Source organism: Lacticaseibacillus jixiensis (assembly GCF_042847315.1).
In the GTDB taxonomy this organism is placed as follows: domain Bacteria; phylum Bacillota; class Bacilli; order Lactobacillales; family Lactobacillaceae; genus Lacticaseibacillus; species Lacticaseibacillus jixiensis.
Genome location: NZ_BAAFPR010000034.1, coordinates 1 through 21172, shown reverse-complemented (window position 1 = coordinate 21172; position 21172 = coordinate 1). Strand labels below are relative to the sequence as shown.

General features: G+C 53.0%; 19 protein-coding genes, 2 rRNA genes and 1 pseudogene. 4 read left to right on the top strand and 18 right to left on the bottom strand.

The genetic code is table 11. The features are described 5' to 3' along the window. Positions 1-210, top strand: a pseudogene (locus ACGG90_RS15665) (IS30 family transposase); the annotation flags it as partial. 158 nt (positions 211-368) lie between these two features. Here ACGG90_RS15665 and ACGG90_RS13890 read toward each other — a convergent pair. From ACGG90_RS13890 to ACGG90_RS13870, 5 genes are all read right to left on the bottom strand, one after another. Beyond that, entirely contained in the window at positions 369-1754 is a 1386-nt protein-coding gene (locus ACGG90_RS13890; RefSeq protein ID WP_390410351.1) for a DHA2 family efflux MFS transporter permease subunit, read from the bottom strand. 240 nt (positions 1755-1994) lie between these two features. Continuing rightward, on the bottom strand, positions 1995-2477 hold the full coding sequence (locus ACGG90_RS13885; RefSeq protein WP_390410349.1) for a DUF2798 domain-containing protein: 483 nt from the start codon (positions 2475-2477) through the stop codon (positions 1995-1997). A 132-nt stretch (positions 2478-2609) separates the two neighbouring features. Beyond that, the gene (locus ACGG90_RS13880) at positions 2610-4103 is read right to left on the bottom strand and encodes a PH domain-containing protein (protein ID WP_390410347.1); all 1494 of its coding nucleotides are present in this window, start codon (positions 4101-4103) and stop codon (positions 2610-2612) included. After that, entirely contained in the window at positions 4093-4557 is a 465-nt protein-coding gene (locus ACGG90_RS13875; RefSeq protein ID WP_390410345.1) for a PH domain-containing protein, read from the bottom strand. The genes ACGG90_RS13880 and ACGG90_RS13875 overlap by 11 nt, the downstream gene beginning before the upstream one ends. A 152-nt stretch (positions 4558-4709) precedes the next feature. Next, a complete protein-coding gene (locus ACGG90_RS13870) occupies positions 4710-5801 on the bottom strand; it encodes an NADH-dependent flavin oxidoreductase (protein WP_390410344.1) in 1092 nt (363 codons plus the stop codon). A gap of 153 nt (positions 5802-5954) precedes the next feature. On the opposite strand from ACGG90_RS13870, the gene ACGG90_RS13865 reads away from it, so the two are divergent. Beyond that, the gene (locus tag ACGG90_RS13865) at positions 5955-6380 is read left to right on the top strand and encodes a MarR family winged helix-turn-helix transcriptional regulator (RefSeq protein ID WP_390410342.1); all 426 of its coding nucleotides are present in this window, start codon (positions 5955-5957) and stop codon (positions 6378-6380) included. Positions 6381-6453: 73 nt separating this feature from the next. Then, positions 6454-7785 carry a dihydrolipoyl dehydrogenase family protein gene (locus ACGG90_RS13860; protein WP_390410353.1) on the top strand — a complete coding sequence of 444 codons (1332 nt, stop codon included), beginning with the start codon at positions 6454-6456 and terminating at the stop codon, positions 7783-7785. A gap of 490 nt (positions 7786-8275) precedes the next feature. On the opposite strand, the gene ACGG90_RS13855 is transcribed toward ACGG90_RS13860, so the two are convergent. The 8 genes from ACGG90_RS13855 to ACGG90_RS13820 form a co-directional block, all read right to left on the bottom strand. Further along, complete coding sequence (locus tag ACGG90_RS13855) at positions 8276-9205, bottom strand: DMT family transporter (protein ID WP_390410341.1); 930 nt, start codon at positions 9203-9205, stop codon at positions 8276-8278. Between the two features lie 222 nt (positions 9206-9427). Next, a complete protein-coding gene (locus ACGG90_RS13850) occupies positions 9428-10597 on the bottom strand; it encodes a DUF998 domain-containing protein (protein WP_390410339.1) in 1170 nt (389 codons plus the stop codon). A gap of 628 nt (positions 10598-11225) precedes the next feature. Then, a complete protein-coding gene (locus ACGG90_RS13845) occupies positions 11226-11927 on the bottom strand; it encodes an ABC transporter ATP-binding protein (protein ID WP_390410338.1) in 702 nt (233 codons plus the stop codon). Further along, positions 11920-12705 (bottom strand): ABC transporter ATP-binding protein, encoded by a 786-nt coding sequence (locus tag ACGG90_RS13840; protein WP_390410336.1) that lies wholly within the window; start codon positions 12703-12705, stop codon positions 11920-11922. The genes ACGG90_RS13845 and ACGG90_RS13840 overlap by 8 nt, the downstream gene beginning before the upstream one ends. Further along, on the bottom strand, positions 12702-13658 hold the full coding sequence (locus ACGG90_RS13835; protein ID WP_390410334.1) for a branched-chain amino acid ABC transporter permease: 957 nt from the start codon (positions 13656-13658) through the stop codon (positions 12702-12704). The genes ACGG90_RS13840 and ACGG90_RS13835 overlap by 4 nt, the downstream gene beginning before the upstream one ends. 4 nt (positions 13659-13662) lie before the next feature. Next, positions 13663-14541 carry a branched-chain amino acid ABC transporter permease gene (locus tag ACGG90_RS13830; RefSeq protein ID WP_390410333.1) on the bottom strand — a complete coding sequence of 293 codons (879 nt, stop codon included), beginning with the start codon at positions 14539-14541 and terminating at the stop codon, positions 13663-13665. 153 nt (positions 14542-14694) lie between these two features. Then, the gene (locus tag ACGG90_RS13825) at positions 14695-15888 is read right to left on the bottom strand and encodes an ABC transporter substrate-binding protein (protein ID WP_390410331.1); all 1194 of its coding nucleotides are present in this window, start codon (positions 15886-15888) and stop codon (positions 14695-14697) included. A 256-nt stretch (positions 15889-16144) separates the two neighbouring features. Then, positions 16145-17356 carry an ABC transporter substrate-binding protein gene (locus ACGG90_RS13820; protein WP_390410330.1) on the bottom strand — a complete coding sequence of 404 codons (1212 nt, stop codon included), beginning with the start codon at positions 17354-17356 and terminating at the stop codon, positions 16145-16147. 482 nt (positions 17357-17838) lie between these two features. On the opposite strand from ACGG90_RS13820, the gene ACGG90_RS13815 reads away from it, so the two are divergent. Next, complete coding sequence (locus ACGG90_RS13815) at positions 17839-18738, top strand: DMT family transporter (RefSeq protein ID WP_390410328.1); 900 nt, start codon at positions 17839-17841, stop codon at positions 18736-18738. A 499-nt stretch (positions 18739-19237) separates the two neighbouring features. Here the strand turns inward: ACGG90_RS13815 and ACGG90_RS13810 are convergent, their stop codons facing one another. The 5 genes from ACGG90_RS13810 to ACGG90_RS13790 all read right to left on the bottom strand — a co-directional run. Next, positions 19238-19702: a threonine/serine exporter family protein gene (locus ACGG90_RS13810; protein ID WP_390410326.1), complete on the bottom strand. Its 465-nt coding sequence runs from the start codon at positions 19700-19702 to the stop codon at positions 19238-19240. An 11-nt stretch (positions 19703-19713) separates the two neighbouring features. Next, entirely contained in the window at positions 19714-20457 is a 744-nt protein-coding gene (locus tag ACGG90_RS13805; RefSeq protein ID WP_390410324.1) for a threonine/serine exporter family protein, read from the bottom strand. Further along, complete coding sequence (locus ACGG90_RS13800; RefSeq protein ID WP_390410322.1) at positions 20439-20759, bottom strand: thioredoxin family protein; 321 nt, start codon at positions 20757-20759, stop codon at positions 20439-20441. The genes ACGG90_RS13805 and ACGG90_RS13800 overlap by 19 nt, the downstream gene beginning before the upstream one ends. A 95-nt stretch (positions 20760-20854) precedes the next feature. Beyond that, positions 20855-20971 (bottom strand): 5S ribosomal RNA (rrf, locus tag ACGG90_RS13795). 107 nt (positions 20972-21078) lie between these two features. Next, positions 21079-21172, bottom strand: a 23S ribosomal RNA gene (locus ACGG90_RS13790); the annotation flags it as partial.

The following is a 21172-nucleotide window of genomic DNA, read 5'->3' as shown; positions in this document are numbered from 1 at the left end:
ACCAACGAGGTCCACAATAAGATGGTTCGGCGAGACTTTCCCAAAGGTGAATCCCTAGACGCTGTCAGCCCACAAGCTGTCGCCGAAACTCAAGATCGGCTCAACCGCCTCCCTCGTCGCCAACTCAGATATCGGACGACCGAGGAAGTCTTCGTCGCTGAGCGCGCTCGAGCTCAGCGACGAGCTGCCAAGGTAGTCGTAGCCAGCTAGCTCAACTCATCAAAGATAACAGTTCATCTCACGGTGTCGTGCCATGGGGTGGCTAACTTGTTCTTGCAATTTGCGGCGGTTTTTTTTGACGCGTATCACAACAACAAAACAACAGGCCGGCAAAATCTTCCGATTTTGCCGGCCTGTTGCATATTCCATTAAGCGTGTTGCGGTAACTTCTTCACTTGCAAAGACGCGATCAACGCCACCACCGCCAAGATCAACACGAAGGTGAACCCAGCGTGAGCACCGGCAGTCAAATTGCTGCCAGAAGTCAACAACGAGGTGGCAACGGCAGTCGAAACCGCCCCGATGATTTGCTGCATGGTGTTTAAGATCGCTGAGCCATCAGCACTTTCACGCCCAGACAAGCTGTTGAGCCCATAAGTTTGCGACGGTGACATCGCCAGCGGCGCCCCGATCATCAAGATCACATGGCCTAAGATCACATAAGCCAAGCTGCTGTGGGCATTAGCCGTCAACAATAAGATGACGCCGACAATGGCAATGATAAAGCCGATCCGCGACAACCACTTAGCCCCGTGGGTATCATACATGCGGCCAGCTACGGCAGAAACCAAGGCGTTGACCACCCCGCCTGGCAGCATGGCTAAACCACACATCGCCACTGGCAAGCCCATGACCCGCTGCAAGAACATTGGCAGCAGGTACATTGAAGCTAAGATGACGCCAAAATCCAACATCACGATCAAGGTACCAACGGTGAAGCGGCGCGTTTTGAACACGCGCAGGTTCAACATTGGTGCCTCAAGGTGCAACTGACGCCGGGCATACAACACCAGCGCCACGATCCCGATAACCAACGAAATCAGAACTTTAGCCGACAACCAGCCAGCATCAGACGCCATGGACGCACCGATGACGATCCCGGCAAAGCCGATAGTTGACGCAATAATAGACAACCAGTCCACTGGCGTCTTGGTTTGTTGATACACATTATCCAAGTTAAAGGCCGCAAAAACAAAGGCGATCGCCAAGAATGGGACAAACAGCCAGAAGATGAAGTGCCAGCTGAGTTTGGCCAACAATAAGCCGGTGATGGTTGGGCCAATGGCTGGGGCGAACATGATGACCAAAGCCGCCATGCCCATAACCGTCCCTAACTTATATGGTGGGAAGATCTGCAAAGCCACAGAAAACATCAACGGCAACACCAAGCCGGTGCCGATCCCTTGGATCATTCGCCCGAACAACACCAGCGGGAACACGCCACTGACGGCAGAAATGACACTGCCGACAATGAAGGCGCCTAAAGCAAACAACACAATTTTCTTGGTGGTGAACCACTTGGTCAACAAACTGGATAACGGCATGCAGATGCCGATGACCAACATATAGCCGGTGACCAGCCATTGCACCGTGCCTTGGCTGACGTTCAACGCCGTCATGAGACTGGGCAGTGCAATATTTAATGCCGTTTCAGAGAACATGCCGACGAATGAGCCGATCATTAAACCGACCATCGCCAGCGCCGGATGCGCGATTTTGACCCGCGCTTCGGGTAATACTTGAGATGCTTCCATGAAAAATAACTTCCTTTTTCAAATTTTTGCCCATAAAAAAATGGCCCTGCAAAGGCCATTGGATGAAACCGCAGCGTGAAACTAGGCGAAACGCTGCGGTGATTGATTTCGTGCAACGTGGGTTATCCTACCAGAAATCCGGCGCCGACGTAAGGGAAAATTTACAGAAACTTGCAAAAAAAGCGCCGCTGCCCCCACGATTCAAGTTGAATCGAGGCGCAACGGCGCTTAGCTGATTAATTATTCGGCGTCTGCAACCGCAGTACGGTTCTGCAAGGCGCTTAACGCTTTACGGGCGATCGGGCCGACGATCAACAACTGCAATGGCAAAGCCATGAACACGTTGAAGATCCAAGTGTGCAAGTAGGTCAACACGATGTTGCCGGCGAAGTTATGCGTCACGATCATCCCGAATGCAGACATCAAGGTGACCATCCCGACAACCATCAGAATCGAAATCCAGATGCCGATGATGATCGGCTTTTGTTCCATTTCAGGTTTGAAGATGTGCTTGAAGAAGAGCTTCTTGGCAGTCGGGCCAATGATGCCCAGATCTAAGATCAAGGCGATCACTAACGCCATTGGGTAGCCGGTGAGCACTTCTAAGACATAACCGGCAGAGAACCCGTCGCTTAATGCGACGTTATAGCCGGCCATGACCAATACCATGAGACCAGCCATGATTAAACTGAAAAAGACTTCTTCTTTGAAATTTTTAGGCACGAATAGAAACTCCTTGGGGTGGACCTTGAATTTTCGGGAGGTAGGATCGGCCTGCGCCTATACGGACCCAATTGACATGTGTCATCCACAACAAGTTCTAACGATACCAGAAAATTTTCATTCGCGTAAGCATTATTTTTCAGAAAACCAAATCTTTTTTCCCGCGTCTGCTGGTCGATACCAATCTTGCACCTGCTGGGCGGTGGCGCGATCCAAATAGCGCACCGCAATCGTCAAGTCATTGTCGCCGCGGCGAATGTGCAAGCGCAAGTGGACGCGGTGTTTCGGCGCCATCCAAATTGTGTTAGCCAAAGTCAACGCTTGAATGTTCTGCCGGCGCAGCAAATATTGGGTGTAAGACCAGCCGGTGCCGGCGCTGACAGCTAAGCGTTCGCCATCGATCACCGCCACGCCGCTGTGGGTGGCCGCGTATCGGCCTTGCAGCGCAGCCACGATCAGCCACACTGCCGCGATCACCAACGCCGCCGGCAGCCATTGACGCTTGAACACGCCAACAGCCATGCCAGCCGGTACCACCACCAGCAGGTTGCCGAGGACTAAGTTGCGGCTATACAGCCACCGGTTTGCTGCTGGGATCAACAAGAAGCTAGGCAATTCAGCCGGCAGCCAATCGATGAAGCGATGCATCGTCGCTGCGGCTTGCGGCGTTTGCACCACCGGCATCAACACCAAATCATTGTCCGCTTCGTTGTCGGCGGCATTAGAGGCGGTGATCGCCTGCACGGTGGTCAGATGCAGCCACTGGCGCAAGAGACTTTGGCGCAAGCGCGCCGCTTGAATGCGCTTAAGGCGCACGGAAACCGTGTTGCGCTTGAAGAACCCGCGCGTGGCTGTCAAGGTACTGGCCCTTTTGGTCAAGGTAAAATGCCAATAGCGCGCGATCAAACTCAAATAGCTGATCAAAATCGCCACCACCAAGATAAACACCGTCAAGCCGATGATCGCCACGGCTGCCAGTTGCGCCAATGCTTCTGCGGCGTCATTTTCCCAGGCTTTAGGCAGTACGTCATCGACGCGATTATAAATCGTGCCTAACACCGCCAACAGCGGCAGAAAGCCTAAGCTGGTCAGTGCGTATAAATGCAAGTCATGGCTGTTGATTTGATAGCTGGCATCAGGCGCTTCAAGCATCGGTGCCACCGCCTCATCAGGCACCGCTTGCGGCGCCGGTTCAAGATGGCGCCGCGCTTCGATGGTGTCGGCAACACTAAGCGGCACGGCCAGCAGCGTCCCTTCACCTTGCTTGCCGTCTTTGCTGGCGGTTTCGATGCTGACGGCTTCCAGGCCAAACGGCTGCATGAAGAACCACTGCTGACGCTCCAAGGTTTGAATCTTGGCATAGGGAATGTGGCGGATCTTCTTGACGAACAAGCCGGAATTAATGGTCAGCTGTTTAGGCTCTAAGACATAAGTAAAGCGCCAATAGCGCAATCCCACTGCTGCCAGGCCCAGCACCAGCGCCGCGGCGAAGACGACCAGCTGCCACCAAGCAACACCGCCTTTAATGACACCAAAGCCGCCCACCAGCACCAGCCACAGCCAGTTCTTGGCGGTTTGATACAACATCAAAGGCAAGGCCCACAGCGATAGGTGTTTAGCTGTCATCGCGCGCCTCCAAAGCCAATTGCATGATCTGCTCACGCAAAGCCGCCGCCACCTCTAAGGTGACTCCAGCGATGGTGTGCGTCGTTGAAGCGGTTTGGATGGCGACGGCCTGGAGCTTTTGCCATTGCAGCAGCGGCCCGGCAGTCAGCGTGACATTCTGAATGCGATTGATCGGGATCGCTTCGTCTTCGCGAAACAGGTACCCGCTGCGCAAATACACAGCAGAATCGGTGATTTGATAGCGCCAGAACGCATAACGATACGGGATCAGCACCAAATGTGTGCCGGTGTGCAGCACCGCGCCCACTAGCGGGATGATGATCAGCCACAGCGGGGTTTGCCACAATTGATGCGCCACACCTAACCCTGCGGCAAGCACCAGCCAAATCGCCCCATCGATCAATGCCCGCATCCGCCAAACTGTCCGGATCTCAGGTGGTAATTGTGTTTGCATACGCGACTCCTCCAAGAGTTTCAAGCTGAGTTTGTGCGCACATTGTAGCATTGAGGTAAGCGGTTAACAAGTGATGTGCAATTAGTTATCGCCATGGTATTTGCCATACAAATAGCGGCGCTTCTGGCAAAACGCCGCCATCTCATAGGAAGTTACTTGTATCGTGCCGCTGCGAAGTCATACAACGGCTTGTTCAACGGCACAAATTCGACGGCTTCGCCAAAGTCCGCCGTCAAAATCGCGTCATCCGCCCCATTAGCCAGCTTCACTGCCCAAGTGGGATCATACAGCAGCTGCTGGCCCACTGCGACCACTTCGGCATCAGCCAGCACTTGCTTGACGTCTTGGCGCGTGCGCACGCCGCCGACGCCGATCAGCGGCATTTTGTCCGCCAAGGCTTCATGCACATAAGCCAAGATCGGCTTGGCTTGATAACTTGGCGAGCGCGAAACGCGCGCGTAATCGTTCAATGAAATGTGCACGTAATCCAATTGGCTATCGCGCAACTGCTTCAACAGCCACAAGGTATCTTCAAAGCGGATGCCTGGCGTCTCGAATTCTTCCGGCGACACCCGATAGCCCACGACAAAAGGCCGCTTGGCATAAGTCGCCACGGCTTCAAACACCGCCGCTAAGACTTCTTTGATGAACCGGTAGCGTTTCTCTAAACTTCCGCCGTATTCATCGCTGCGCCGGTTGGAATGCGGGGAGAAGAACTGTTGCAGCAAATAAGTATTGGCCCCGTGCAGCTCAACGCCGTCAAACCCGGCTTGAATCGCGCGCCTGGTAGCTTCCCCAAAGGCTTTGACTGTGGCGTGGATCTCTGGTACCGTCATTGCCCGCGGCACTTGGGCATCTGCACGTTCTGCGGCAACTGCTGAAGCAGACACCGGCTGCTGCCCAGATAGCGTGGCGGCATGGGTCATGCGCCCGGCATGAAAGATCTGCACGAAAGCTTTGGCACCTTGGGCTTGAATCGCGCGGGCCAATTCACCAAGTTCGGGAATGAACTGATCATCTGCAATGGATAATTCGCCAGGCCAGCCTTTGCCTGAGTCCTGCACGTTAGCGGCGCCGGTGATCACCGCGCCTAAGCCTTTGGCCCGTGCGGCGTAATACGCGATTTCATCATGGGTGACGGTGCCGTTATAGAAACTTTGCTGGGTGGTCATCGGTGACATCACCAAGCGATTGGCAATGGTGACCCCAGACTTGAACGCTAATGGTGTCTGAAATTCTGTCATACAATACACTCCTTTGATGCTTCACAGCTCTTATTAATGGTAAGCACAATTTCAGTATGCGTTTCCCTCTGGTCATGGTCAATACTGGCTTGCCAAATCCGGCAGGAAAAGTTATACTAAATTCAATCGTGCACGACTGATAAGGAGCAACTCATGACCACCCATGTGAATTTGGCGAATCAATTATGTTTCAGCGTTTATAATGTGAACCGCTTGTTTAACAAGTTCTACCAAGACGCTTTAGCGGATTTTCACCTAACTTATCCGCAATACTTATTGTTAACGGAACTGTACAACCAGGACCATCGCGAATTGCGCGAACTCGGCTCGGCGCTGCATCTTAATTCCAACACGCTGACGCCTTTGGTCAAGCGCCTGGAAGCGCGCGGCTGGGTCAAGCGCGCCCATCCGGCAACAGATAAGCGCCGCTTGATCGTGGCCTTGACGCCTTATGCAAAAGACCAAGAAGCGGCGATTCAAACTGCGCTAGCCGAATGCCTTGGCGAATCACAACTCACCTTGGCGGATTACCAACAAGCTCTCGCGCTAAACCAGAAGCTGATCGCGGCGATGGCTTAGCAGTCGGTTTTGCGCCTAATCAGTCGTGCACGATTAATAACCTTATGGAGGCAATAATTTGGACTATGATGTGATGATGATCGGCTCCGGCCATGCGACTTGGCATGCGGCAGTCGCTTTGGTACAACAAGGCAAGCACGTGGCCATTGTCGATAAAGACGTGGTCGGCGGCACTTGCACCAACTATGGCTGTGACGCCAAAATCGCCTTAGATGGACCTTTTCAATTGATCGAACAGCTTTCCCGCTTCACCAAAGCCGGCATCGATGCGGTACCGGCAGTGAATTGGCCGGACTTGATGACCTATAAGCATCAAGTGATCGACCCGCTGGCCTCAACGATGACCACAATGTTTGAACAAATGGGTATCACCATGATCCAAGGCGCCGCCAAGCTGCAAGATGCGCACACCATCAGCGTTGCCGGCCAAACTTACACCAGCGAATACATCGTTTTAGGCACTGGTCAGCGCCCTGCCGCCTTAAACATCCCCGGTGCTGAACATATTCACGACAGCCGCGAATTCCTTGATTTGCCTGACATGCCAGCACGCTTGGTCTTCGTTGGCGCCGGCATCATCGCCATGGAATTTGCCGCAATGGCTGCCACCATGGGCAAACAAGTCGACATCGTGGAATTCAGTGACAAGGCTTTGGCCCCATTCAATCAGGCTTATGTCGCCAAGTTGCAAGCCAAGCTCCAAGCCCAAGGCGTGCGCTTCCACTTCAACGAAGCCGTCAGCGCCGTCGCCCAAACGGCTGAAGGCTACACCGTCACTACCGCCAACGGCTTAGAACTGACGACTGATTACATCTTAGGCGCTACCGGCCGCGTGGCTAACGTTGAAAACCTCGGCTTAGAAGCATTAGGGATCGAAGCATCCAAGCGCGGCATCAAAGTCAACGACCACTTGCAAACTGCTGTGCCTAACATTTACGCCAGCGGGGATGTGATCGACAAGCCGCAAGCCAAGCTGACGCCAGTGGCCACTTTTGAATCCAACTACATCGCCCGCGCCATCTTAGGCGATGACCACCCGATCGCTTATCCAGCGATCCCCAGTGTCGTCTTCACCATGCCGCGCCTGGCTGAAGTCGGCGTGTCTGTGGCGCAAGCCCAAGCTGAGCCGAATACTTACCGCACCCAAGTACTGCCATTTGGCAAGCAGTTGGCTTTCCAATACAAGCACGCCTTAGACGCCGAAGCCACGCTGGTGTTTGATCAAGCCGGTTACTTGGTTGGTGCCAGCTTGTATGCCGATGACAGCGAAGAGTTGGTGAACTTATTGACGCTGGTGATCAATGGTCACTACACTGCCAATATGCTGCAGCAACAGATCTTCGCCTTCCCAAGCGCTACAGTTGGCGTGTTGGATCTGTTAGGCAACATGCTGCCGCGCGAATAATCCAGCGCTTACCAAGGGCCGGAAATGACGACCAGGGGCAGCTGGGACTACGGCCAACTGGCGTGGATCGTGGTGGGCGCGTGTCAGAGCTAACTTTGCGTCTGCGCTGCGCTCCGTACGCAAAGTGGATCTCTGACACGGCCTTCTTCTAGGCGCCTCCGCGCTGCGCGCTCCGTTGCCAAGAAGAACGACACCACTGACGCCATTTGGCCTCCGCCCCAGCTGCCCCTGGTCGCCATTTCCTCCAAAACAGGTTTCAGATGACAACACTTATCCGATTTAACGTTCATCTACCATAGCGGACAGGTATCACTGCGCCGCTTGCACCAAACGAAAAATGTCTGCACACCAAACGGTATGCAGACATTTTTTTAATCTTTAACCACCCAAGCTTGGGTGCCGGTTTGCACCAACGCTTCCAAACGGGCAAACAGCAGCGAGGCTTTTGCTACCGTTGGGCCGATGCTGCATCTCTGGTAAAGAACTAAGCTTAGATCGTGCTGTGCCGTTTGCGATGGAACGTATTGTTGGCAGTGTAGACCCCGCAGATAATGATTGCCGCGCCGATCAGTTGCCCGCTACTGAAGGTCTCGCCTAACATCACCACGCCGGCAATGATCGAGACGACAGTTGAGACGCCGATGAACGAAGCGGTTTTGTTGACACCGATGTGCGCAATCGCATAGTTTGATAAGAATAAGGCAAAGACTGAGCTGCCGATCCCTTGATACAAGACCGCAACGGTGAAACTCGGATGCGTCACCAACAGGCTCAACAGCGCCTGAGTGTTGCCCTGCACAAGCGCTTCGATCAGCGCCATGCTCACGAAAACAACCGCCCCGGCGGCTAACATGATATATGTGATCTCGATGCCAGTGTAAGCTGAAGCTTTGTCCACATAGACGCTATACAGCGCGTAAGTCAACACGGCCAGCAACAAGAATAAGTAACCGATCAGTGACAAACTGGCACTGGCCCCAGCAGCCAACACTGTCACGATCACACCAATTAAAGTGATCAAAACCCCGATCACTTGCAGCCGCGTCGGGTATTTGTGCAAGATCAAAGCCGAGGCCAACAAGGCAGCAACGGGGATGCAGGCTAAGAACACGCCGCTTTCCGATGCGGTGGTGTGGCTGATGCCAAAGGTTTCGCCAATGAAGTACAGTACCGGATCAAACAAGGCGACCAAAAGTAATGGGCGCAACCTTTTGCCTTTAAACGAGACATGGATGACGCCAACCAATATCAAAGCGGACATCACGACAAAGGCGACTAGGAAGCGCCAGCCGAGCAGCGCTAAGGGACTGGCAACGTCGGTGGCTTTTTTGGTGAAAATGTAGCTCAACCCATACAACGCCTCACAGCCTAGCGCAGCCAAGCTGCCTAAAATGAGGCCGACTGAGTGTGATTTATGCATAAGGCTCCTCCGAGTTAGGTAAATATGAATTTTATTGTAGCACATGATGGGTGATTACCACTGGCCCCATTGTCGATAGTTGATGCAGGCTAGCAGAGCGTATCTAGCTGACGGATTCAGAATTGCACACGACCATCTGCCTGCTAGTGATGGTTTTCGGGTTGTACATGCTGCATCTTTGGTAAAAAAAAGGGGCCGAGACATCATTCTCGGTCCCTTTTTTTAATCTGTTGCCACGACTTTAACCACCCAAGCTTGGGTGCCGGCTTGCACCAACGCTTCCAAACGGGCAAACAGCAGCGACAACCAGCCGAATGCCAAGATGAAAGCTTGGATCTCAAAGCTGGTCAACGACGGATAGCCAAACCAGCGAAAGCCGAAGTTCAGCGCCAACATCCCCGCTGCCATCACGTATGACAACACCAGGAATTCGCGGCTGACTTCCGGCAACAGCCAGCGGCAGCCGACGATCAAGCCTGCCACCAGAAACACCAGCATCCCCGCTGCTTGGTCATGCAGCAAATGCGATGCAGCGTTGTTAGGAAACAACCCGACAAACCCCAAGTCCACGCCCACCAGCGTCAACATGATCCGCATCGTCCACAACCGCCAAGAGCGCGGATAGCGGCTTTCCAGCGCCACAAAAATGGTATCGACTAAGGCGATAAACAACAACGCCGACACGATCAAAGTGGCATTGAACTGCCAAGCGTTAGAAGCCATCGTGGTGCCTAGAAAACTCAAGTTATGCTGCCACCACCGGCGCTGGTTATTCGTCGCCATCGCAATGGCCATGCCGGTGACGATCACCAGCAGCAACAAGTTGCTCAACGTGCTGGCATTGATCGTCACCGCCGCTTGCAGCATAAACCCGCAAGCCACCGCGGTGATCAACCAGAAGATCAACACCGCAGTGAAGCGATCAAAGCTCGCCCCAGGAAACAGCTGGCCCAACAGCCAAAAGCCCCCGACTAACGCCAACCCCAACATGATCGCAAACGCCCCTAAGATCACTGGGAAGTTGCGCCAATAGATCTTCGGTGCACTTTGTTGGCGCTGGGTCTTGATGAAAAACCACGCAAACACCACCAACCCAGCCACCAAGCCGAAGCCGATGGTGAAACTGGCCACTGACACGCCGCCTGACAACGGAATGTACCGCAAACCTTGTTGCCACCAATACCCAAACACGCCGATGCTCAACAGCGCCGCCAGCAACACCGGCCACACCAACACGCTGCGCTGCGCATCAACGCGGCTGGCCAACTGCGGCTGCAAGATCAAGCGGCCATTCTTCAACACCAACTCCATTGGTGCATCTACTGAATCCAACTTTTCACACACTGCTTGCGGCAATTGCACCGTAAGCGGTGTGGGTTTATTCTCGTTCAACAAACGTCCCCCTCCAGTCATTGCTCATTCTACCAAATATTCACGGCATAACGAGAAAATGTTTGGTGAAAAACGTGCGGGTGATCGCTTGAAAGCAGAGAATTATCGCTGATACAGCAACTGCTGATCACACATTTGCCCAATTTCATGAACGCTTCACGATTTGATGATCAACACCTTAACCATATCAACGTTATCCACCTCCACCAGGTCCATGACTTGCCGCGATTTGTTCACTGCGCGTTCACGACGCTGATTCGACTATCGTAGGACAGGTGTTGCGTAGGCGCACGGGGCAAGCAGCGGTCAGGCCGTGAAACGGGCGACATCAAGTGAGACTCGCGCCTTTTGCGAGGCTTACTCGATGTCACCCGCGGCAACTTTTGAGATTTGCAAGGCGAGCCGCAGGCGAGTGCAAAGCTCAAAAGTTAGGCGTAAAACGCGCGCCTTTCAGCGCGGTTGAAGCCGGCCGCACCGCCTGCGCCGCTGCTTGCCCCGTGCGCCGAAGCAACACCTGTCCGGGCCTAGCCAAGTCCCCGCTTTATATCCACCGCTAAATGCGCTTTGCTCCGCTCTGGGGTACAAAAGAAGCCACGAACACCAAATGCATGTTCGTGGCTTCTTCGCATTACCCGCCCAGATAAGCTTTCTGCACTTCTGGATTGGCTAATAAGTCTTTACCTGTACCAGCCAGCTTGATCACGCCGTTAGCGACCACATAGCCGCGGTTGGCGATTTCAAGGGCCTGCAAGGCATTTTGTTCGATCAATAACACCGTGGTGCCTTGGCTGTTGATGGTCTTGATGATATCAAAGATCTTTTGAATGTAAATCGGCGCCAAGCCCATGGAAGGCTCGTCCAGCTGCAGCAGCTTTGGGCGCGTCATCAACGCGCGGCCCATCGCCAGCATCTGCTGTTCACCACCAGATAACGTGGCGGCATCTTGGCTGCTGCGTTCTTTCAGCACCGGGAAGCGGTCGAAAACATCTGCCAGCGTATCGGCTTGCTCGTTGCGCGGCACCAGGTAAGCCCCCATTTTGAGGTTTTCCATCACCGTCAATCCAGCGAAAATGTGGCGGCCTTCTGGCACCTGCGCGATGCCGGCGCCAACGATATGTGAAGCTGACAAATGCGTCAAACTGCGATTCTCATAGGTAATGGTACCTTCCACCGGCCGCAATAAACCTGAAATGGTTTTAACGATGGTGGACTTGCCGGCACCGTTTGCGCCGATCAAGGTCACGATTTCGCCGTCTTGCACGTCAAAATCCACGCCGCGCACCGCTTTGATCGCGCCATAATTTACTTTTAGCCCTTTAACTTCAAGCATGGGCGCCACCTCCCAAGTACGAATTGATCACGCCTTCGTCGGCTTGGATCTCAGCAGGCGTCCCTTCGGCGATCAGCTTGCCTTGCTCCAGCACATAAATGCGCTCAGCCAACTTCATGACCAAACTCATATCATGCTCGATCAGCACTACAGTGAGGCCAAATTCCGTTTTCAAGCGCAAGATCAGCTCTGACAGCTCATCCGTTTCTTCCGGGTTCATCCCGGCAGCCGGTTCATCCAAGAAGATCAGCTTCGGATCACTGGCCACCGCCCGGGCGATTTCGATGCGCCGCTGCGTGCCATAAGGCAAGTTGCCGGCGATCGCATCGCCAACATCTTGCAACTGCAGCCGCTTTAACAAGTCGTCAGTCCAGCCGTTGACCAAAGCTTCCTTCTTATAGAAAGCCGGCAAGCGGAACATGCTGGCAAAAACGTTCTCCTTGTAGCGATGGGTCATCGCCGCTTGGAGGTTTTCGCGCACTGACAGCTGGCTAAACAAGCGGATGTTCTGGAAGGTGCGGGCGATGCCCATTTTGGCAACTTGGTATGGGCGCTTCTTATCCAGCGACACCATTTCACCATTTGAATTAAAGGCCACAGTGCCTTCTGTAGCCGGACTCACGCCAGTCAGCGCGTTGAACAAGGTCGTTTTGCCGGCACCGTTAGGACCGATCAAGGCGACTAGTTCGCCTTCTTCGACATGCATGGAGACGTCTTGCACCGCCTTGAGCCCGCCGAAGATCTTGGAAACATGGTCGACTTTCAGTATTGTGCTCATGCGGCATCCTCCTTCTTATGGCGATTCAATACCCGCAGGAATGAGAATTCATAACGGCCCAATAAACCACTTGGCTTAAAGACCATGATCGCGATCAAAGCCACCGCATAAATCACCATCCGCAGCGTGCCGAAGCTTTGCAGTACCGTATCCAGCACCCCTAAGACGATCGCGGCAATGAACGTGCCGGACATTGAGCCGACCCCGCCAAGCACCACGATGATCAACAAGGCAATGGAATTCATGATCCCAAATTCAGAAGGGGCAATGGTTTGAATGTAACTGGCATGCAGCGAGCCGCCAATAGCAGCGGTAGAAGCGCCTAAAACAAAGGCGGCTAACTTCCACTTGGTAGGGTTGATCCCCACGGCTTCTGCGGCGATTTCGTCATCACGGATCGCTTGGATCGCGCGTCCTGCCCGCGAACGGGCGAAGTTGACGATAATGGCCGTGGTGACACATACGAGAATGTACACCACCGGCCAAGTGGCAAATTGCGGAATGTTGAACAACCCAGCCGCGCCGTTGGTGATCTTCATGTTGTTGATGACCACGCGGATGATTTCCGCCGCGCCCATGGTGGCAATGGCCAGATAATCACCTTTTAAGCGCAGCGTTGGGACACCGATGATCACCGCAACGATTGCTGAAATAATCACACCAACAACCATCGACATGACAAACCCAGCGACAGTGCTTTGCGTTTGTAAGATGATCCCGGTGGCATACGCACCAATCGCCATAAACCCAGCATGGCCCAAAGAGAATTGGCCGGAGAAGCCGATGATCAAATTCAACCCGGTGGCTAAGATGATGTTGATGCCAATAGTGACTAACATGTTCTCAATGAACACATCGATCACGCCGACATACACCAGCACATTGATCAAGGCGTAACCCAAGATCATGACGATCAGCCACAATACTGCTGCTTGAAATTTCTTCTTCGTCATGAGCTCACACCTTCTCTTTCAAGTTCTTGCCTAAAAGACCGGTTGGTAACACGATCAAGATCAAGATCAAAACGATATACACCGCAGCGTCTTTGTAAGCAGATAAACCGATCGCCTGCACGCCGGTTTCCAGCAAGCCGATCAAGAAACCGCCGATCGCAGCGCCTGGCACCGAACCAATGCCGCCGACAACTGCGGCGACGAAGGCTTTGATCCCTGGCGTCATCCCCATCAGCGGATCAATCGAGTTGTAATACAACCCGATCAGCACACCGCCGGCACCGGCTAAAGCAGAGCCTAAGCCGAAGGTGAAGGAAATGACGTGGTCCGGGTTGATCCCGACTAATGCGGCTGCTTCGCCATCGGTGGCAACGGCGCGCATCGCGGTCCCCATTTTGGTCTTTTGGATGATCAGTTGTAACAACACCATCAAGATCACAGAAGTCACCAAGATCAAGATCTGAATGTTAGACACTGAAATGCCAAAAATCGTGTAGTTGTGCTGATCAACGACTTGCGGAAAGTTTCTGGTGTTGGCGCCGAATAAGTATGACATGCCGTTTTCAAGGAAATACGAAACCCCGATGGCGGTGATCAACGGCGCGATCCGCGGCGAATTGCGCAGCGGCTTGTAAGCCAAATATTCGATGAGCATCCCGACAAAAGCCGTGATCACCATTGCCGACAATAACGCGACAATGAAATCAACATGGAACTTATTAATGATGAAATAGCCCCAAAAGGCGCCAAGCATATAAACATCGCCGTGAGCGAAGTTGATCAGCTTGATGATCCCATAAACCATGGTGTAGCCCAGCGCCAAAAGCGCGTAGATACTACCCAAGGATAATCCATTGATGACCTGCTGCATGAAGGTATGCAAGAGATCGCCTCCTTAACTTTCTTTCAAATTGACTCATGTGACGCGACTGACCCCGCCGACATGAAGGCGGCGACTGGTTACCTGACAGAATTGACCTGGGCCTAACGCGCAATAGCAGGCGTGCGATTACGCCTGCTACTGAATGCGGCTGAATTACTTCACAATCGTGGCAGAAACCGCCTTACCATTCTGGAGTTTCTCAACAGAAATGGTCTTTTCAGGGTTGTGCTTGGCATCGATGGTCATTGTCCCGGTGACACCTTTAAGGTTCTTGACCTTGGCCATAGCCTTGGCGATGTCAACAGAGTTCGTGGACTTCGCATCAACAATGGCTTGCTTGAGCAGGTAAACTGAATCGTAACCTAAAGCGTTGAACGCAGAAGCTGTGGTGTGGTACTTGGCTTTGTAAGCATCCAAGAAGTTGGCCACTGTCTTATCGCTCTTGGCAGACAGCGTGGAGAATGGTGTGGTGTAGTAAACGTTAGAAACGTTCTTGGCGCCGGCGATCTTAGTCAAGCTAGGATCCATCATGCCGTCACCACCGATGATCGGGGTGTTGATGCCTAATTCACGCGCTTGCTTGATGATCAAGCCGATTTCAGTGTAGTAGCCTGGCACATACAAAGCATCAAAGCCTTTGTTCTTCAAGGAAGTTAAGATTGCCTTGAAGTCCTTGTCGCCGGCTTGGAAGTATTGGGTGTCGACCACAGTGCCTTTGTATTCTTTCTTGAAGGCAGCGGCTAAGCCTTTGCCGTAGTCGTTGGAGTTATCTGCCATGATGGCAACTTTCTTCAACTTCAGATCTTGATCGACAAAGTTTGCGGCTTTGGTGCCTTGGAAGGCATCAGTGAAGCAAGCCCGAAACGCGTATGGTTGGACCTTGCCGCTCTTTTGTTCCGTGTAAGTACCGGCAGTAGCAGAAGGTGAGATCTGAGCAACATCAGCCTTAGTGGCGTTAGACAACGCAGCCGTAGCGGCGTTGGTAGTGGCAGGGCCGATCAAAGCCGAAACCTTCTGCTTGGTGGTCAGTTGCGCTGCGATAGAAGCCGCCGTGGAAGTGGTGGTCTTGTTATCTTGCGTGGTAGTCTTGATCTTGTAAGACTTCTTGCCGACTTTCACGCCGCCGTCTTTGTTGATTTTGTCAACGGCCAACTTGATCCCGTTGTTGACTTGTTCCCCATAACCGCCACCAACACCAGACAATTCGATGTTGACACCGACATTGATGTTAGAACCGGTTGCGGTGTTGCCTTTGCTTTGCGCCTTGGCCCCGCAGCCAGCCATTAAAGCCATGGCAGCGACAACTGCGCCGACCCCTGCGGCACGTTTGAACATAGATTTCTTCATTGGAAGTCCCTCTTTCTCATTTTGCGGATAATTGCTTGCGCGCAATAACGCGCTTAACAAGCAACGCAATGCCGTGCATCCGTTATCTGAATGTTTCAATAATAATGTGAATAATATTAAAAGTCAATAAGTTTCTCACATTATATTCAAATTTAGAGAGACGCCTAATGCGCTGTCTACACCTTGTGCACTAGGCCTAACCGCTGTCCACGATTCTGAGAATGTTCTCTTTTTTCAGGTGCCAGTCGCAAGCTGCTTATTTAACAGCAGTGGCGCCGGTGACTTTGCCGTTGGTGAGTTGTTCCACAACGATCGGCTTTTCTGGATCATGGTGCTTGTCAACTGAAGTCGTCCCAGTGACCGCTGGCATGTCTTTGATCTTAGCTAAGGCTTGCGCGACTTTCACCGAGTTGGTGGACTTGCTGTCTTCAATGGCTTGCTTGATCATCAGCATGGAATCATAAGCTAACGCAGAGAATGTCGGCGCGTCTGAGCCGTATTCTTGCTTGAAGTCAGTCATGAATTGCTTGGCCACTTTGTTGGTGTCGCCAGCCTTGGTGGAAAATGGCGTGGTGTAGTAAATGTTCGAAGCGTTGTGAGGGCCGGCGATTTGAGCGAGTTTCGGATCAGCCATGCCGTCAGAGCCGATGAATGGTGTGGTGATGCCGGCTTGGCGAGCTTGTTTGATGATCAAGCCGACTTCAGAATAGTAGCCTGGCACGTAAATCGCATCGACATGCTTGGATTTAATGGTGGTCAGTAAGGCGTTGAAGTCCTTATCGCCTTCAGAGAATGATTGCGTCGAGGCGATCTTGCCTTTGAACGTTTGCTTGAAGGCCTTGGCCAAGCCAGTCCCATAATCACTGGAATTGTCTTGTAAAATCGCCACGTTCTTAGCTTTCAGCTGATTGTTGGCAAAATGCGCCGCGGTTTGTCCTTGTAAGTCGTTGTTGAAGCAGGCGCGGAAGACATAAGTTTGCACCTTGCCGTTTTTTTGCAGCGTGTAATCCGGATCAGTCGCTGATGGTGACACGCTTGGCACATAGGCTTTGGTGATGTTTGGAATCGATGCGGTGCCGTCGTTAGTCGTGGCCGGCCCAACAATGGCAGTCACTTGGTCTTTGGTGGACAATTGGGCAGCCACTGAAGCCGAGCCGCTGGTGGTGGACTTGTTGTCTTGCACCACGGTTTGGACCTTCATCTTCTTGTTGCCGACTTTAATGCCGCCATCCTTGTTGATCTGCTTAACTGCCAGCTCGAAGCCTTGCTTCTGCTGTTCGCCATAGCCGGCGGCGGCACCGGACAATTCCATGTTCAAGCCGATCTTGATCTTATCGCCTTTGGCACTGTTGCCTTTGGCACTGTTGCCTTTAGCAGCCGCGCTGCCTTGGGCGGAACAACCGGCCATCGCAATAACCGCTGCGCCCATTGCAGCGGCGCTAAACATCTTAATGATTGTCTTTTTCATGATAACTTCCCTTTCTGAACACCAGTTAACAACAGCCAAGACCTTGCGCGCGCCACAAGGTCAACTCATTAAAAAAATGGCCCCATCCAATCGGATGGGGCCAACACATTGTGTGCTGTTTTGAGCCCCATCGTCAAAGCAAAGCGAGGGCTCAATGATCAAACAGCAGGCTGCTTGAAAATCGGGTCCTCTACTTCAACAACAAGGCCAAGGCTTGGCGGGCGGATACACCCAGTACGATTTGCTTATTCATGATGTATCCCCCTTTCAAGATTAATGATTAATTAGAATTTACACCGTTTACTCTTAATTGTCAATTGAATTTCCACAAATTCTCCCATTTTTCTAATTGTCAACGCGGCCCAAGTCAACCGTTAAACAGGAATTACCCCGCCTGAGCGCCGATCGCTCGCGATTTTCCCCCGCCAAGCGGCAGCGGCGTGGTATACTGGCAACATTACGCATTATCAGGAGTAATTAACATGTCCTTATCTCATTCTCACAAAGCCGCCTTACGCGCCGCTTGCGGCACTACCATGTGGGGCGTCGGCGGTGTTTTGGCCAACGTTGTCTTCAACACCTCCAACGCCACCCCGGCGTGGCTGGTTTCGGCACGCTTAACCGGCGCCGGCGTGGCCATGTTGTTGTTTGGCCTCATCACCCGCCAGCCGCTGCTGCGGGTGTGGCACAACAAAAGCAACGCGATCCGCTTGTTGCTGTTTGGCATTTTCGGCGTCGCCTTGGCCCAATTGACCTATCTGTTGGCAATTTTCTACGGCAACGCCGCCATTGCTACGATCATGTTATCGCTGGTACCGGCGATGATCACTGTGGTCACCAGCTTGCGCCAGCGCGCCTGGCCGCGGCCGGTGGACACCATCGCCATTATTATCGCCTTAGTTGGCGTGTTCTTATTGGTCACTAACGGCGATCCCACCAAGTTGCATGTGCCTGCCATCGCGGTGTTTTGGGGCGTGCTGGCTGCGGCTACTGGGGCGGCTTACACCATGTTGCCGCGCAAGCTCTTGCAAACCGAGCCGGCATTAGTTGTGGTCGGCTGGGGCTTGGTGATCGGCGCAGTTTTAATGAACATCACCGCTCCGGTATGGCATTTGCCCAGCGGCCTCACGCCATGGACAGGCCTGGCGATTTTGTTTATCGTCTTTGGCGCCACCTTCTTGGCTTATATCTTATATGTGGCCAGCTTGAAGATCTTGCGCCCCACCACCGCCAGCATGATCGGCAACTTAGAGCCGCTGACTGCCACGGTGCTGTCGATCATTTTCTTGGCCTTGGGCTTTCATACGCTTCAGTTTATCGGCATCATCCTCGTGCTCGGCGGCGTCTTCATGATGAGCTGGGCCCCGAAAACCAAACGGTAATACATACCTGCAAAGCCTGCGCGGTTTTGCAGGTTTTTTGTACGTTCAGTTGTTCAACACTCACTGATAATACTTTGCCTTGAGTGATGCGCGATATTTACCGGTAGTTTCCCAGTTTGAATCACGGTTATTTTCACCAATCACTTCAATTCGTCCACTGCACGAGTCACCGGCCTGATGCAAATGCTGAAGGACAGGTACTGCGTAGGCGCGTGGTGCGGCTAGCTACGCGATTGCACTCGGGGCAAAAACCGCCATTAGCTCAGGCCATCTTATACACATCGCTAAACCCGCTTTGCTCCGCTCTGGGTATGAAAAAAGGACCAGCATCTCTAAAGATGTTGGTCCTTCATGCAGTACCCACGAATGGGTAAGGGTATCTCGGCTCCACAACCTGTGCCCACTGGCCCCGGAAATCCGCCGGGTGGTCGTTCATGCCTGCCAGCTGCGTTTTCACCCAATAAATGGGTTACTCAACTCATCGCATAGCTTCATCATATCACGCTTTGGGGTGTTCGCCAAGCGGATGTTTGTAGGTTTGCTCCGCCAGCAGCTGCGCCAGCATGAATCCTACCGCAATTGCGCCGGCCACCATGGCCACACGCACCGTCAGCTTACCGGCTTGTGCCTCTTGACCAAGCACCAATGCGCGCACCGCCTGATACGCGGTCCCGCCAGGCACCAGCGGCACCAAGCCAGGGATATTGAAGATAATCACCGGCATTTTTTTGATCCGTGAGAAGATCATCCCGCAACACCCAATGGCAAAAGCGCCCACCAAATTAGCCAGCATTCGCCCGACTTGGCAGTCATAAGCCAACACCCAATACACGATCCACCCCACAGCCCCAGCCCAACCAGCAAGGTTCAAAGCACGGCGCGGCACGTTGATAATAATGGCAAAAGCCACCGTTGATAAATAGCTGAAGCTCAGCTGCACCACAAATTGTAACCAATAAGGCATATTGGCCCCTCCTAGAAGAATCTGAAGATCAACGCGATTCCCACGCCAATGGCAGCGGCGCTTAACAACGCCTCCATCCCGCGCGCAATGCCGGACAACAAGTGGCCTGCCAACATGTCGCGAATCGAGTTGGTGATGGCCACACCAGGTACCAAAGGCATCACGGCGCCGATAATCACATTATCGAGATTATGCCCAATGCCTAAGCGCACCCCGGCCCAAGCCGTGACGCCGACGACGAACGCACCGAAGAATTCTGAGATAAAGCGCACCCGCGTCAAAGAACTCAACTTCGCATAAGCTGCAAACCCCAGTGCGCCGACAATGGCCGCCAGCGGCATATCAAACCAGTCATAAGCCTGGGCAAACACCACCATCAATGTGGTACTGCACACCGCCGCAGCCAACACCTGCAGCCAGAAGGAGAAATTCGGCGTGTGGGCATCGATTTCATGCAGCGCCTGATGCAATTGGCCCACGCTTAGCTTATGGGCAGCAAACTGCCGCGACAATTGATTGACCCGCGCAATTTTTTCCATATCGATGGCCCGCCGATCGATCGGCGCCAACAACGTCTTAGACGCCCCATCCAAGCCGATAAAGATCCCGGTAGGCGTCGTAAATACCAGCGCCGACTCGGCCCCGCCGTTGTGGGCAATGCGCTGCATGGTGTCGTCGACGCGATACATTTCACTGCCGCCTTCGATCATGATCCGCCCAGCCAGCAAACATACTTCTAAGAGTTCATCTTGCATATGCTTTGCTCCAGATGTGCTTTGATTTTTGCTTTGGGATACGCGCCGATGATCTTTTCGTAAGGCTTGCCTTCATGATACACCACCAGTGCCGGAATACTTTGAATCCCGAATTGCGCCGCGACACTGGCGTCTTCATCGATATTCATCTTCACCAGCGTGATCGGCAATTCTTGTTCCAGATCAGCCATGATCGGTCCCATGATCTTGCACGGGCCGCACCAAGGCGCCCACAGCTCCAGCACCGTGATCCCGTCTTGTGTCGCCTTCGCGAGTGTTTGTTTTGTCACAGCCTTCACCATTGTCTTTTCACCTCGCTTTCGATTGTAGCATGCTTGTCTCAAAGACCCTACTGATTGCACAAAAAAAGATCTGTCAACGACAGATCTTTCATTCAGCGTGGCGGCTTCCTACCCTCGCAGGCAGTCACCCACCAACTACTCTCGGCGTAGAGAAGCTTAACTTCTGTGTTCGGCATGGGAACAGGTGTATCCTTCTCGCCATCGCCACCACACTGTATATGTTAGAAGGTTTGCACCCTCAAAACTGGACATCATTGTATTAGTTGCCTAAAACCGTATTTGTGCCACCACCTGCTGGCAATTACGACCAACAGGATTTTTGGTTAAGTCCTCGACCGATTAGTACTGGTCCGCTCCAAGCATCGCTGCTCTTCCACTTCCAGCCTATCTACCTGATCATCTTTCAGGGGTCT